This is a genomic window from Clostridioides sp. ZZV15-6597 (assembly GCF_020657815.1).
Classification (GTDB): domain Bacteria; phylum Bacillota; class Clostridia; order Peptostreptococcales; family Peptostreptococcaceae; genus Clostridioides.
This window is the reverse complement of the sequence record NZ_JAGWCT010000001.1, coordinates 67,930-84,063: the sequence shown is the minus strand read 5'-3', so window position 1 is coordinate 84,063 and position 16,134 is coordinate 67,930. Positions and strand designations below refer to the sequence as shown.

Below are 16,134 nucleotides of genomic sequence, written 5' to 3'. Positions count from 1 at the left end.
AATATGTTAATATATAAAATAAAGAATAAATTTATATATTATAATAGATATTTGATGAATGGAAGTGATAAAATGAATAGATTATTGGCAGAACAAGTTTTTAAGCCAGGTGCTTTTCCAGAATATACATATGTATCAAGAAAATCAACTGATTTAGATATAGACTATGAACTTAGACTAAGACAAGCCTTAAAGGTTTCTGGTTATTTGACTTCTATAATTGGGCCATCTAAGATGGGTAAGACTGTTTTATGTGAAAAAGTTATAGCTTTAGAAAATCTTATAGAAATGTCGGGAGTAGATTTTAAAGATAGCGAAGATTTTTGGAACATTATAGGAGTGAAAGTGGGTTTATCTGTTAGTGGAGAATTTGGAGAGGTAAATCTAAAGGGAAATATGGAATCAAAAAAAGAAATTAATAAATCTGAAAAATTTGTATTAAATAAAGACAGAGTAATCGAATATTTTAAAGATAATGGATTAGTGTTAGTACTTGATGATTTTCATTATGCTTCAGAAGATGTTCAAATACATATAGCTCAGCAATTGAAAGATGCTATAAGAAAAGAGTTTAAAGCAATAGTAATATCACTTCCTCATAGAGCAGATGATGCTATAAGAAAAAATGCAGACTTGACAGGTAGGATTAATTCAATAAACATAGAACCTTGGAAAGAATCAGAGCTAGAACAAATTGCAATAAAAGGATTTCGAGAACTGGGTATAAATATAAAAAGCGATATATCGAGAAAGATATCTATAGAAAGTTTAACCTCTCCTCAATTAATGCAGTATATATGTTTAAGCATATGCACATTAATAGATTCAGATGCGGGAAATATTAAAGAAGTACCAGAAGATGTTTTGGAAATAGCATATAAGTTTACAACTATAAATTTAAATTATAATGATGTTGTAAAAATACTAAAGGAAGGCCCTAATCCAAGAGGAAATAAGAGAAAGTTGTATAAAACTAATATAGATAAAGAACTAGATATATACGGATTAATAGTAGAATCTATAAGGAAAAATCCTCCTTTAGTTGGATTAACATTAGATGAACTTAAAAGAAGAATAGATGATTTAATTATATGTGATATAAAAAAGCCAGATAAAAAAACCATTAGAGAATCACTTAATAAAATACAAAACATTATAACTGAAAAGGATGGTATTTATAAAGTACTAGAATGGAAAGATAATGTAGTTCATATTTTAGACCCATTATTTTTATTTTATCTGAGATGGGGAACATATTAATTAGAATGGGGTAAATTAAATTGAGTCAAAAAGTAGAATTAATTTCAAACTTGCTTAATGAATTAGAAGCAATGAGTGATATAAGACTAATTAAAGAGTATATAGACAATATAGATAGTTTAAATATTCCTTTTAGCCAAACTGAAAAATCTGATATTGATAGATTATTGATGTATCAAGAAAATGATTTTTCTAATATGGCTACTAGAAAAAGTATCTTATCTGCTAAGTCTAGGTTAACTACTTACTTAAGGTCATTGTTAAATAACATTGAAAATAAAACTAATTTAAGTAATATGGGTGTATTTACTGAAGATGTCGCTAAAATGATTATAAGAAATGTGCTGAGTAATTTCTATATGCATATATATGAAATGTATGAAGCTAATACTCATGGGAAGGCACATATAACTAAAGATAAATTAAATGATATAAAAATAGGAAATGAATATGATGTTCAGAGGATTTTATATTCAATTATAAAACCTATTTTTCCAGACTCAAGAGTAGAGGTCAGTGATGATACAGGAAATGCGTCCATTAGATATGATATATTTATAGAACAATATGACTTAGTTATAGAAGTTAAGTGTTCTAGAGAATCTATGACTGAAAAGAAGCTAACAGAAGAAATAGGTTCAGATGGATTTCACTATAACTATAAGAATATATTTTTCTTTATATATGATAAAAATAGAGTTATAAAAAATAAATTGGCATTTGTTAATACATATACTAGATGTGATGAAAATAAAAATATAGAAACAATAGTTATTCAACCTATAAATCTATAAATCAATTTAGGGTATTTTCATTTAAATCTACATGATAGACTACATAGAGGTGATTTAGGATAAAAGGAAGGTAATTTAGGTTACCTTCCTTTTGGAGAAGGTGAGATTATGGTTAAAGATGTTAAGTTGAAGAAGGGTATGTGGAGAGATGAAGTTAATAGGTTGTTGAAGGAACATGATGTTGATTTAGAGTTGGTTGATGAGGTATATGGTGGGAATAACTTTAATCATAAATGGAAATGTGAGTGTGGAAATATAATAGAAAAGAGAACTTGGCAGACCATAAAAGGAAAAGGAGCTTTAAGGTGCAATAAATGTAAAAGAATAAAAATACAAGAAAGATATAAATATGAAGTTGAAAAAGATGGAGAATATGAATATATAAGATGTTTTTTATCAGGAGATATATTGCCAAACGGCGAAGTTGTTGCATATAGACAAGTAAGAATAGAAATCAAACATAAATTCTGTGGAAGAATTTACAATGTAAATGCCAATAACTTTATAAATCAAAACCAAAGGTGTGATAAATGTTGTGGGTCATATGAAAATTCATTTGCATATTACATTGAAAAAGAATTATGTGAACCACTAGAAAAATATTGGGATTATAAAAAAAATGTAGATAATCCATATCATATTAGCAAAAATAGAAGTTCTAAAAATTCTAAAAAAGAAGATTTGAAAATTTGGATTAAATGTATAGAAAAGGATTATCATGGAAGTTATTGTATATCATGTAGTAATTTTGTGTCTGGTAAAAGATGTCCATATTGCTCTTCAAAGAAAATACATTTTAAAGACTCATTTGCGAATTACCATATAGATAACACTGATAAAGATTTTTTAATAAAATACTGGGATTATAAAAAAAATATAGTTAATCCATTTTCAATAAGCAAAAGTACACATAAAAAAGTGTGGATAAAATGTCAGATTAAAGAATATCATGAGAGTTATTTAATTAGTTGTAGTCATTTTACTAATGGGAAAAGATGTAGTTTTTGCAGTCCATCATCAGGATACAAAATTCATGTATATGATTCATTCGGATACAGTAATTTTGATTTATCACAATCATGGAGTCTTAATAATGAAATATCACCTTTTAAAGTTTCTAAATCAAGTGGTAAGAAATATAAATTTATATGCCCTAAATGTGGAAAAGAATTTGAAAGAGTAGTGGCAGATATTAAAAGAAGAAAAAATGTTTTATGCAATGAATGTTCTATGTCTGAAGGAGAAAAACAAATAGTTGAATGGATAAGTAAAAATAATATTAAATATACTTATGAAAAGCAATTCAAAAATTTAACAGGTTTAAAGGGTGGGAACTTATCATATGATTTTTATTTTCCAAAATATAAGTTATTAATAGAATATCAGGGCGAATTTCACGATGGAACTTCAAATATGCCAAATGAAGAACAATATAAAAGACAACAAGAGCATGATAGAAGAAAAAGAGAATATGCTAAAAATAATGGATATAAGTTATTAGAAATATGGTATTGGGATTTTGATAATATAGAAGAAATATTAGATAGAGAAATAGGAAAATAAATGCAAAATTAAACCTCCATAAAAATTGACTTAATTGCTATAATGTGGTACCATATAAGTACAATTATTAAATACGTTTCACAATGTACGGCTGAAACATTGTCATGTCACAAAGATGCTTCACAATGTGCAATAAAAAACATTGTTTTAAGTATGCTTTATTATTAAATTTAAGTCTATAATATGATATACTTAAATTACAAAGTAATGTTGAGTGTCTCACCACTTTAAGCGTGAATTTTAATGTAGGGTGTTTAGCCACCTTAAGAGCTTGTTTAATGTTGAGTGTCTCACCACTTTAAGCGTGAATTTTAATGGATAATAGATAAGGTTAATTCCTTATCTTTTCTTATGTTATGGAGGATTACAATGGATGGGTTAAAGTTTTATACTGTAGATAAAGACTATTTGGAGTTTCTAAGGAAAGCTGAGATAAATAAAAGAGGTTTTACTAAAATTCCAAATTATGAATACAATAAAAATGATAAATTTGTATGTGGAGTAGTATTTAATATTGATAAATTTAACTACTATGCACCTATATCTTCATATAAAATAAAACAAAAGGAAAATATATTAATTAAAGATAAAAAAGGAGATGTTAAATCTTCTATAAGATTTAATTATATGTTTCCAGTTCCTAGACATTGTTTAAAATATAAGGATATATCTAAGGAAGACGATGTTGGATATAGAACTTTATTAAATATAGAATATCAATTTTGTTTAAAAAATATAGAAAAAATATTAAATTTAGCAAAAAGAACATATACTAAAGTTACAAAAAAGCTTAGTCCTCAACTTGTTAGTAATAGCTGTGACTTTAAATTATTAGAAGAAAAATACGAAGAGTACGAAGTGTTACAAGAAGTGGCACTTACAAGTTTAGCAACAAATGGATAGAAATTTAGAAAGTCTACTTTTAAGTAGGCTTTTTATTATATTAATTAAAGGAGATGATAATATGAAAATAACATTAGAATTTGATAATGTAAAAGAATATAAAGAATTTATAAATATAAATGATGAAACAGCTTTTGAGAATATATTTCAAAAGCTGTCACAGATACAATTAGAAAAAGAACTTATCTCTAAAAAAGTCTCTACTCGTTAGTATTTAAAAGTCGTTCTAATTGTTCACTAATTTTGTTTAGCAATATTAATTGAGCTTTTTTACCTGCATCGCATCTTGGAGCACCAATAGAAGCCCCAGCCTTACATGAACCATAAATACCATCACAAATAGAATCACAAAAATCCACCAAATCACAATCTTTGTCATATGTACCAAGTTTACTGAAATCTGTGTTAATCAAAATAATCTCCTCCTTATAATAGAATTTATTAGAGTTTAAAGTACTCTTTAAAAAAATTATATCATGATTTAATAGTTAATTGTAAAAAATAAACTACTCTCATAGAATAAATGATGTTATGGAAATAGGAGTTTTGGCTTCTATTTCCTTTTGTAGTATAAATTTTCCTTTAGACTTGATATAATTGAATTATCAGAGTATAGGGGAGGATGTATTATGGGGATATTGAAAGTAAAATGTTCTAATTGTAATGAAATAATAAAAGTTGATGATTCTAAAGAAACTTGTTTTTGTGTTAATTGTGGAAATAAGATTACGTTAAAAAATATTGATTTAGCAATTCAAATGAACAATACAGATAATATAGAAAATATCTTAAAGTTAGCACAAACTGCATATGAAGCAGGTAATATGAATGAAGCATATGATTATTATTGTAAATTATTAGAACATAATCCTGATGATTATAAAGCATTATTTTTTAAAGGAATTTGTGCTATAAAAGGTTCTGATTTATCAGATATGCGTAAAAATGAAGCTTTATCTTATATAGATAAATCATGGAAATTATTGAATGAAAACTCAGTAGATGAATCAAAAATTAAAAAACATAAATATAGGATAGTAAGAGGCTTACAAGAAGTCTCAGAAGATATCTTTTATTCTGCAAGTAATTTTTATTCTAAGAATTGGGAATGTGTCGATGCTGCTGAATTTTATTGGGGTAATCTGATTGAATGTATGGATATCTTATTCTATGATATTGAGTTCTTAGAGAATTATTGTGATTTAAAAGATAATAAAACATTGACTTTTTATTTGAATTTATTAAATTTAGTTATTTCTTGTTGTATTGAGATGTCTAAAGACCGTGAAAATGCATGTTTAGATAATGATACAAAAGATAGAATAGAGATTATTTATAATAAGACAGTAAAAAAAATAAAAGAATATGATAAATATTATAAAGAACCTGAAATAAATATGACAAGGCAAGTTGGGGGTTGTTATATAGCTACTGCTGTATATGGTTCTTATGACGCACCAGAAGTATTGGTTTTAAGATATTTTAGAGATAATACATTGAGAAAGTCTTTTTTAGGAAGGCTTTTTATAAAAGTATATTATACTTTAAGTCCTCCAATTGCTAAATGGTTAAAAAATGCAGACAGATTAAATAATTTGGTAAGAAATATACTTGATAAAATTGTAAGCAAATTAAATAAATAAAGAAGATATTAAGACAATCAATTAAGGTTGTCTTTTTTTATGCTTAAAAAAGGAGTGATTAAATGGCAGAAGAATTTAAAATTAAGACCAGTATTGAGCTTGATGATAAAAAAGCAAGACAACAATTGACATCATTACAAGCGTCAGCAAAAGAAAATAAGATAAAATTAAATGTAGAAATGAATACATCCTCATTAAACAATTTAAAACAATTAGAGAACATATTAAAACAAATTAATAAACTTAGTAGGGAAACCCAAAATGGATTATTTGGTGGAAAAGGTAATTCAAATGGGAATATAAACAAATTAACTTCTCAATACGATAACTTTAAGAAAAAAATAGAGTCTACTCAAAGACAATTAAAGAAATTTACTCAGACAAATATTTTAGACAATAAGCAAATAGGAGAAATTAACAAATTATCAGGAGAATTGAAAAGATTATCTAATATTAAATTAGGTGGTCTAAATTCAAAAGCTTTATCAGATTTATCAAATGTTCAGTCTAAGTTGGCTAATATGAAAATACCAGATATGAATACAAAAATGGCTTCTCAATTTAAAACTCTTCAAAATGAAGCTGGTAAATTAGCCAATAAAATAGAAACATTGGGTAAGTCTGGATATGCAGATACATCCAAACTACAAGCTTTATCAAATTCATTAAAGTCAATTCAAAATTTGAATCTTAAAAATCTAACTTCTAATCAAATACAATCAGAAATACAAAAACTAGAACAATTAAAAAATAAAGTTAAAGAAGTAGAAAATGCTACTAAAAATACTAAATTAGATGCTAAGTTCAATATGAATCTTTCCAAAGTAATTTCAGATTTAAATAGGCTTAGACAAAAATGTTTAGAATTGGGTCAATCAACTGCTGGAATTGATAAACTAGAAAAAGAATTAATGCAATTAAATGGTATGCCTCTAGGTCAAAAAGTAAAGGAATTAGATTCAATAAAAAGCAGATTAAGCAATATGAAATCTAATTTCACAGGATTAGGAACTAGTGTAAAAGCAACAAGTGGATTTTTTAGTGACCTATATAATTCGATGAGAACTTATACTTTAGGTAATATGATAGGTATGTCTATTACAAATGGTGTAAGAAATATTAAAACAACTATTGTTGAATTAGATAGTGCTTTAAGAGATATGATGAAAGTAGCACCTGATAATTTTGAAGGAACAAGTGAGCAATTAAAGAATGTAAAAAATGAAGCAATCTCAATAGGGAAAGATACGGCTAGAGCATCAGAAGATATAATTCAGGGGGCATCTAAAGCTCTGCAAACTGGTGTAAAATCCGTATCAGACAGTTTGAAGATAGCTAAACAATCAGCAGTTTTTGCAAATGTTGGTGAATAAATTGCCGTCTTAATTCAACAATCATAGGAGAATTAGGATTATTAATGGGAAAGAAACGGGAAAGCTTTAAAATGCCAATCCGAGTGGAAGGCTAATTTTAAAAGATTGGTCACACGCAACGCATAGAGATTGAAACTAGAAATAGAATATAATATCTCCAAGAGTTCCCATTTACTTTATGATTTAATTATAAGTAAAAAAGATATGCTAAACTGAGTTGGAATTGACCAACTGATGCAAATGAGGGAAACCTCCAGAGTCAAGGATAAAAAACCTTGAGTTAATAACAATTGGATTTAGACCAAGAAACTGCCGATAAGTACTTAACTAGTGTTATGTCCGCTTATGGTGGAATGACAAAAGCATTAAAACCAATTAAAGATACTAGAGTTCAAATCAAAGGAATGAGTAAAGATTATGATAATCTTACAAAGTTTCTTGATTTATCAAACTATGCAGGTTAACAAAATAGCCCCTTTGTACAGTAATGTACAACTGAACTCAGAATATGCTGGAAACTCCTTAGAGCCTTAATTAGTAGATGTATTTGGAAACTTATATATCATCTGAAAACATTAAGGATTGGACAATCAGCAGAGATAGACCTAAGTTCAAAAAAAAGAATATGGTAAGCTCTCAACGACTACCAATGAGCATTCTAAATGGATGATGGTATAGTCTATTCCCTTTTAAATATCGAGAAATCGAGGGTGTAAAAGAATAATTTTGCAATAACAACTGGCGATTAATTTTAGTCGCACTATATAGTAATATATAGTTAAAAACTCCTTTAACTGCTGGAAACTCCTTAGAGCTAACTAGACTACAACATAATTGGAAACGATAAATGTGAATGTTTAAAAATTAGTTGGATTGGACAATCAGCATCCAAGCTCCGTATAGGAGAAGGTTCAACGACTATTATGTAGATTCAAGTGAATCGAAATGGGGAGCATCCTTATAGGATGAAGATATAGTCTCGTCTTTATAGAAATATAAAGAAGTTCATAAGAGAACTGCATAGAAGTAACGAATCTATGTGAAGATATCGGTAGGAGCTGCATTACAAAGAAGTGCAAGTATGTTGTCATCAGCAGGTGTTTCAATGGAAGACTCTGTTGCTTTGATAATTGGAGGAAATGAATCTGTACAAAATGCTAAATTTTTGGCGTGTTAATTAGAAATAATTAATATTATGAGAGGGCAAAATCGGTGGATGCTGAGATGTTAACACCGAGGTAAATTAAAGAATTAAAAGACTTTAATCACCGTAACGCATAGGAAATGAACCTATGCTATTTTTATGTTTAAAATAGTATAGAATATAATTTTCCCACGAGTGTCCTCCATTTTAACAGATAATGCTGAAGATGAAAATATATGCTGAACTTATACAAAGAAGAAGTATAAGAACTATAGGATAAAAAGCCTGTAGGATAACAAATTGGAAAAAGTAGGTACAGCACTCAAAACAATTGGTATAAATATGAGTGGTATCAAGGCTTCCGCCTCTACAGGAGAAATTTCACTCAATAAAACAGCAAAAACCTTACAAGAAACAGCTAAAATAAATGTGTTAGATAAGCAAACTGGCCAAGTAAGAGATATGATGTCAATTTTAGATGAGTTGGCAGAGAAATGGCATAGTGTTGGAGAAGATGCCTTAACTAAAAATCAAAAAAGTGGTATTGCCGAAGCGATTAATTTTAGTCGCCTTATATAGTAATATATAATGATAAACTCCTTTAATTGCTGGAAACTCCCGTTAGGATTTTAGTACCAAAGTGTAACAATCTAAAAGATAGGGACAATCAGCAACCAAGACTCAAGAGAGTAAGGTTCAACGACTAGGTTATAAACCGTACATATCAAGCTATTGGATATGGAAATGGGGAGCATCCTTATAGGATGAAGATATAGTCTCATCTATATGGAAACATATAGCAGTTCATAAGAGAACGGGTTAAGTATAGCGAACTTAATTGAAGATTTTGTTCAGGCAAAAACCACATCAATACTTTCATGGCTATTATGGACAATTGGAATCAGGTAAATTTAAATTGCCGTCTTAATTCAACTGCCATAGAAGAATTAAGATTATTAACAGAGAGAAAATCTGGGAAGCTAAGTTTATTTTAATAAATATGCTAATCAGAGGTGAAGGTAAGTTTTAAAAGACTTTCCATCCGCAACGCATAGAGATTGAAACTAGAAATAGAATATAATATCTCCAAGAGGCTCTGTGGCTTTATGGTCTTTGTTATGAGTACAAAAGATATGCTAGACTGGACTTGAAATGACAAGTCGATGAAAATGAGGGAAACCTCCAGAGCAGTAGATAAAAAACTACTGGTTAATAACAATCGAAAAAAATTCCAAAGTTCATGGCTTGGTGGAGAAGTGCTAGGTAGTTCCAGTAAGGAAAATGAGAGATTCATAAATTCGGCAGAAGGTAAAATTATAAAATTAAAAGAAAGTCTTAAACAATTAGTTACAGATACTATATCGACAGATATGTTTAAAGGTACACTAGATGGATTATCTGGTATTACCAACGCATTAAATAATATAACTAAGGCAGCAGATAAAATACATATGTCTCTTCCATTAGCGTTAGGAACTTTATCATCATTATTTATGACAATAAAATCACTGGGAACGAATAAAAATGTTCCTAATTTATGGAGTGCAGGATTTAGTGCTTTTGATAATAAAAGAACATCAGTTAGATTTGATGATTATCAAAAAGCAACAAGATTTGTTAATCAATATACTAAAGCTATAAGTAAAAACACAGAATCATCTAATAAAAATGCTAAATCAAATTCTGTTGTTACAAAAATAATGACATCTCAGCAAGGTAAAATATCAAAAATTACAGCTACAACATCTAATTTAGAAAGAGTAAGGAATAGGGAAATAAAAGTAATTAAAGATTATGAAAAAGCTTACGAAAAATATAATCAAACATTACGTGTTCCTTCTAAGAATATAAAAACTCAAATAGGTGATGGCGTAAAAAATATTGGGAAAGCATTTGCAGGAAGTAGCATTGTAAATTTTGGAAAGGGTCTTGCTTCCACTATAGGAAATACTTTTGCTTTAACTGCTGTGTTTGCTGGGATAAGTTTATTGTCAAAAGCATTAGATGATTATGCCAATAGAGAAGAAAATGCATATCAAGCTAGAAAGAAAAATATACAAGCTTCAAAACAACAAATCAATTCATATGAAAGCCAAAAAGTTCAATTACAAGCACTTGCAGAAGAATATGATAATTTATCTAAAAAAGAAAATAAGTCTAAAGAAGATAATAATAGATTAAATGAACTAAAACAACAGATTGCAAAAATAAAACCAGATGCAGTTATAGGAACAGATGAAAACGGCATACCTATTTTAAAAGGTCAGGTTACTGATTTAATTGCTGAAATAGATAGAGCTATTAATGCAAAAGAAAGATTAATGTCCTATGATAAACGTGATAATGCAGAAACTGCTGCTAAAAAATTAAATTCTCCAAGTAAAGATGTAAATAAAACTTTAGAAGAAAGAATGAGAGAAAGTGAAACTGGTAAGCTTGTAAAAATAGAAGAAAATTATACAGCAGAAGTTGAAAAGAATAAAAAAAGACAAGAAAAAGCAATCGAGAAATATAATAATTCAACTGGTAGAGCAAGAGATAAAGCCAGAAATGAATTAATGTCAGCTAAAGCAGAAGAAGAAAAAATATATTTCAAATATGATGAAATGTATAGAAATCAAGTAGATAAAATTCAAGGGTATTCGAAAGAAATAGGAGATGGAATATTTTCTAACATTAAGAATAAAACTCTTTATAGTGGATTAGAAGGCAATGATAAGTCTAATTTTGCTGGGCTTGAAAGTTTATTTGATTTTAGTGAAGTTACACCAGATACTCTAGTAGACACAGAACAGGCAGTTAACAAATTGCTTACTGCTGTTAGAAGTGGAAAAGTTGATGTAGGAGATTTATCTAAAACTCTTAAAGATGCAAATGAAGAATTTGCTAGAACACAAGATATAGAAAAATATAATCAAACAATAGATAAAACAGCTAAGAGTATAGCTAAAGCAACTAATACTGATGCTAATATATGGGAAAATTTATTTGGTCAAGTTAATCCTAATGGAATTAAAGATATGACATCAATAAATACATTATTAGCGAAGTTTGGTAAGACAAAATTAGATTTGGCAAATGGTGATAAATTTGCAATGCAACTCCAGAATCAGTTTGATAGTATTCAGAATATATTAGATACAACTACAATAACTGGAGATGTAAAAGTTGACGCAAATATATTAACTGATATTAAAAATACTAAAGAAGTTCCTAGTCAAGTTAAAGGCATGATAGATTCCTTGTTAGGAACTGGAGCAAATTCTACTGATGTATTAAAGTTTACAATGGATGTTTTAATGGAATTACAAACTGGTGACCCAGATATAACTAAACTTCAAAGTGATTTAGATAGTAAATTTGGAAAAGGTAAGTTTACTATAACTCCAGAAATACTTTTGAGTGATGATTCAGGTCAAGCTAATGCAGAACAAATAATAAGTAACTTAAAGCAAAGATATGAGGAGCTTCCAGAAGAGGTAATCACAGTCATAAAAGCTAATCCAACTACAACATTAGAAGAAGCCGATTCAGTAAAAAGAATTTATGATAAATTTCCAGAAGAAGTAAAAACTATCATAAAAGAAGAAGGTGCAGATGAAGGTGGTAGAAAGATATTAGATTTAACATCTAAATATGCTGAAGTACCTTCAGAACTTAAAACTAAACTAGAAGCTGACGGAGTTGGATTAGAAAAAGCTGTTGAAGTATCAGATGTATATAAGAAAATTCCATCTGAACTTAAAACATATCTTATAACAGAAGCAGGAGATGCATTATACAATTCTGTTAGCGTAAAAGATGCCTTAGAACATATTCCAGAAAAAAAAATAACTGAGATATATTTAAAGCAAAATGAAGGAAAAGAAGGTGTCCAAGGGTTAATAAAATCATTAAATGAAATACCTATGGACAAAGATGTTAGGATTAATATTTACAAAGCATTATCAGAAGGAGATGTTGATGCTTTAGGAGATGCTATTAAGAGTTTACCTCCTGAGCAACAGGTTAAAGTCATAGCAGATATAGAAGGAGCTATGGGGAATATAGAGACTATAAGTTCTGTAAGTATTTCTAATAAGCTGTTTACTATAGAAGTCAAAGATTTAGCATCAGATACCATTGAATGGATTCAAAAAAAATTAAAAGAAATAAATAGTGACAAAGATAAAAAAGACCCTGTTAAAGAGGCTAAAGAATCTACTAAAAAGGTTTTAAAAGACAAACCGAATCCTAAAAGTGTTGCATTTTCAAGGGATAAAGAAGCCGAAAAGCTTGTTGAAGATATATTAAATACACCTACAACAAAACAAATTGAACTTAAATTAAAGAAAAATGAAGAACTTAGAAATACTTTGGATTCGTTTAAAGAGCTTGAAGGCAGAAATGATGTTAAATTAAAACTAGAATCATCAGGTGTTGAAACCGAACAGGTTAAAGTTTTTGCTGATATAGTCAAAAATCTTCCATCAGATTCAACTTTTACTAATAAATTTATAACTGATAATGTTGATAGTTTAAAAAATTTAAAGGACTATGAAGCTGTACAAAAATGGCTCATGGATAATCCAACTGTAGCTATGGACTATAGTATAAATTTAAATGGTTTAGATGATTTTGATAAAATGAAATCTATATATGATGGATTAGAAGACAAAAAAGATAAAAAGGTATTTGCTGAAGTTATAATTAAAAATCCAGAAAAGGCTGAAGCATTTCAAAAACTATATGATAATGCTCCAGAGGAAACAAAAAGTAAGGTTGTTAATTTTGCTGTAGAAAATGCAGATGAACTTGAGAGAGCCACAAAATTATATGAATCAACTTCAGATGAACAAAAAAATCAAGTTCTTAATTTTATGTTAAACAATGAAGATAAATTATATTTGATAGAACAACTTTATAATGATTTTCCTGAAAGCAAAGATATTATAGCTAATTTAATAGTAAACAATCCTGATGCACTAGATGAAGTTGAAAATTTAAATGCTTTAGACTTAGACAAAGATGTAAAAATAAATATAATAAAATCACTAGCTGATGGAGATATTAATTCATTAATTGCTGAAATAGAAAAATTACCACCTGAAAAACAAGTTGAAGTAATAGCAGCAGTTGAAGGAGCTATAAATGATATAGATAGTGTTGATAAAAAAACACTAAAAGATAAATGGGCTAAACTTAAGGCCAATAATTCTGCTGCATTAGCTACAATCCGTCAAACTGAGAATAAAAAACTAAGTGATAAGAGCTTTACAATAACGGCACATCTTCGTACAGTAGGAACTCTAGGGGGTATAGCTTCTCAATTTGCAAATAATGTACTAGATGGATTAAAAAGTAATAGAAAAAGTGCTAAAACGTTATTAGAGTCATCTCAACCAATCCCAGCTAATCTATCCCAACCTAGAGCATCAGAACCAGCACCAATAAGTGACGAAACTCCTGTAACAAAGCCATCTCTATTCTCAAGAGCAGTATCAAGAGCCACATCAGCTTTCAAAGTAATCAAACCTAAAGTTACAATAAATAATGACACAATAGACTCATCTGTAAAATATAGCATAGAATTATTTAAAGAGTTAGAAAATGCTATATCAGCAGTAACAAATGAGATAGCTCTATTAGATAAAAAAATGGAACATGCTACAGGTGATGAGAAGATTAAATATTTACAAGAGCAAAATAAATTATTTGCTCAACAAAAAGATTTAATAAAACAACAACAAGATGGATATAAAGCTGAAAGTAACAGACTTAAAAATAGATTAAAAGAAAAGAAAATGGGCTTTAAGTTTGATGATACTGGAAATCTAACTAATTACGAAGAAAAATTAATATCAATAGAAAAAGAATTAGACAAATTAAATTCAAAGTCTGGAGATAAAGAAAATAAAAAAGATGAATCCAGAAAAAAAGAGTTAGAAGAAACTAAGAAAGTCCTTGAAGAATATATTAAAGTTACATTTACAGAATTACCTAAGTGTGAGCAAGAATGGGAAGAATACAATAATAAAATTAAAGAACACAATGAGGAATTAAGGAAAGCTCAAGAAGAAATGTGGAAACTCAATAAGAATTCCACATGGACTTCTATGTATAAAGATGTAGAGCAAGTAAATAATGAAATAGCAATGATAGATGTATTACTTAAAAATGCTACAGGTGATGAGCAGATAGAGTTGTTAGAAAAGAAAAAAGAGTTAATGGCCAAGAAGGCTAAAGAACTATCTGAAACAACAGCATATCTTCAAGAAACACAAAAAGAGCTACAGCAAAAACTACAAGGCTACGGATTTACATTTAGAGATAATGGTGATATAACTAACTTCATTCAACATAAAAATCAACTTAAAAAGAATATGACTGATGAAGAATTTAAGAGAATGGAAGAGGCAGCAGAGGGATATTTGGATTTATTGATAAATAAAATACCTGATGCCAATAAGGAAATTGCTGAATCTAAGGAAGAAATTGAAGCATTAAATAAAGAGATTCAAGATGCTTATAAAGACCAGCTCAAAGAAGCTCAAAGTCTACAAGAGAAAATTAGAGACATGTATAAAAAAGAGCTTGAAGAGAGACTTAAAGAAATAGATAAGGAAACTAAAGCTAAAATTGATTCTCTTAAAAAGCAACAAGATGCTTACAATGATTCAAGAAAAGAAGCTAAATATCAAGATGATTATGAAGAGCAACAAGATGTAATAAGTGATTTAGAAAAACAAATAGCAATAGCTGAAAGAGATAGTTCTTTAAGTGGTCAGAAGAAACTTAAAGATTTACAAAAACAATTAAAAGAAGAACAGAAGAAATTACAGGATTTAGTACAAGACCATGTGGACGACCAAGTCAATGATATGTATGACAAGGAATCTGACAGACTACAAGAAGAAGCAGATAAATTAAAAGAAGAATTAGAGAAGAAATATTCAGATGAAAACTTAGTTGATTTAATTAATGAAGCAATTTCAAGTGGTAAGTTTGTAGGTTTAGATGGAGAAGTTAAGAAACTTCAAGATGCTATCATTGAATATATAAACAAATATGAAGATGGTATGTTGGCAATGGGTTCTGTTACTAAACAAGAATGGCTTGATAGGTTAAAAGAAGGTAAAGAGACATTAGAAGATATTAATGACATATTAGATGAGTTAGATTTAAGTAAATTTGCTATGCCTAATTATAATCCTCTTTCAAATTCTCGTTCAAGAAGTGCATCTCCAACATCAGCAGTTAATTTTAATTCCCCATTTTTTGTTGTTCAAGGAAATGTAACCAAAGACACTATGAAAGATTTAGAGAAGTTTGGTAGAGATTTAGAGAATAGAGTATATAGAAAAATAGTAGAAAATATTAAGTCATAGATTATTTATGTAGACAAAGGATTTTAAATAGAAATCCGGATTTCTCTAACAAAATCCAGATTTTATTTCAAAAATAATATGTATATG

General features: G+C 28.5%; 12 protein-coding genes. 11 read left to right on the top strand and 1 reads right to left on the bottom strand.

All coding sequences use genetic code 11. The features are described 5' to 3' along the window. The first annotated feature begins 72 nt into the window (after window positions 1-72). The 5 genes from KGF52_RS00475 (at window position 73) to KGF52_RS00455 (ending at window position 4,731) form a co-directional block, all read left to right on the top strand. Window positions 73-1,260: an ATP-binding protein gene (locus KGF52_RS00475; protein ID WP_227825786.1), complete on the top strand. Its 1,188-nt coding sequence runs from the start codon at window positions 73-75 to the stop codon at window positions 1,258-1,260. Between the two features lie 20 nt (window positions 1,261-1,280). Continuing rightward, window positions 1,281-2,054, top strand: a complete 774-nt coding sequence (locus KGF52_RS00470) for a hypothetical protein (protein ID WP_227825787.1) — start codon at window positions 1,281-1,283, stop codon at window positions 2,052-2,054. A gap of 108 nt (window positions 2,055-2,162) precedes the next feature. After that, window positions 2,163-3,617, top strand: a complete 1,455-nt coding sequence (locus tag KGF52_RS00465; RefSeq protein ID WP_227838762.1) for a zinc-ribbon domain-containing protein — start codon at window positions 2,163-2,165, stop codon at window positions 3,615-3,617. Window positions 3,618-3,986: 369 nt separating this feature from the next. Next, window positions 3,987-4,520 (top strand): type III toxin-antitoxin system ToxN/AbiQ family toxin, encoded by a 534-nt coding sequence (locus KGF52_RS00460; RefSeq protein WP_227838761.1) that lies wholly within the window; start codon window positions 3,987-3,989, stop codon window positions 4,518-4,520. A gap of 61 nt (window positions 4,521-4,581) precedes the next feature. Then, entirely contained in the window at window positions 4,582-4,731 is a 150-nt protein-coding gene (locus KGF52_RS00455; RefSeq protein WP_227838760.1) for a hypothetical protein, read from the top strand. Here KGF52_RS00455 and KGF52_RS00450 read toward each other — a convergent pair. After that, on the bottom strand, window positions 4,721-4,933 hold the full coding sequence (locus tag KGF52_RS00450; RefSeq protein WP_227838759.1) for a hypothetical protein: 213 nt from the start codon (window positions 4,931-4,933) through the stop codon (window positions 4,721-4,723). The genes KGF52_RS00455 and KGF52_RS00450 overlap by 11 nt on opposite strands. A gap of 216 nt (window positions 4,934-5,149) precedes the next feature. On the opposite strand from KGF52_RS00450, the gene KGF52_RS00445 reads away from it, so the two are divergent. From KGF52_RS00445 to KGF52_RS00420, 6 genes are all read left to right on the top strand, one after another. After that, on the top strand, window positions 5,150-6,163 hold the full coding sequence (locus KGF52_RS00445; protein WP_227838758.1) for a CFI-box-CTERM domain-containing protein: 1,014 nt from the start codon (window positions 5,150-5,152) through the stop codon (window positions 6,161-6,163). A 62-nt stretch (window positions 6,164-6,225) separates the two neighbouring features. Further along, on the top strand, window positions 6,226-7,536 hold the full coding sequence (locus KGF52_RS00440; protein WP_227838757.1) for a phage tail tape measure protein: 1,311 nt from the start codon (window positions 6,226-6,228) through the stop codon (window positions 7,534-7,536). 290 nt (window positions 7,537-7,826) lie between these two features. After that, entirely contained in the window at window positions 7,827-8,000 is a 174-nt protein-coding gene (locus tag KGF52_RS00435) for a hypothetical protein (RefSeq protein WP_021387274.1), read from the top strand. 575 nt (window positions 8,001-8,575) lie between these two features. Then, window positions 8,576-8,713 (top strand): hypothetical protein, encoded by a 138-nt coding sequence (locus tag KGF52_RS00430; RefSeq protein ID WP_227838756.1) that lies wholly within the window; start codon window positions 8,576-8,578, stop codon window positions 8,711-8,713. A 267-nt stretch (window positions 8,714-8,980) separates the two neighbouring features. Next, window positions 8,981-9,259, top strand: a complete 279-nt coding sequence (locus tag KGF52_RS00425; RefSeq protein WP_227838755.1) for a hypothetical protein — start codon at window positions 8,981-8,983, stop codon at window positions 9,257-9,259. 584 nt (window positions 9,260-9,843) lie between these two features. Continuing rightward, window positions 9,844-16,047, top strand: a complete 6,204-nt coding sequence (locus tag KGF52_RS00420; RefSeq protein WP_227838754.1) for a hypothetical protein — start codon at window positions 9,844-9,846, stop codon at window positions 16,045-16,047. Window positions 16,048-16,134: the final 87 nt, after the last annotated feature.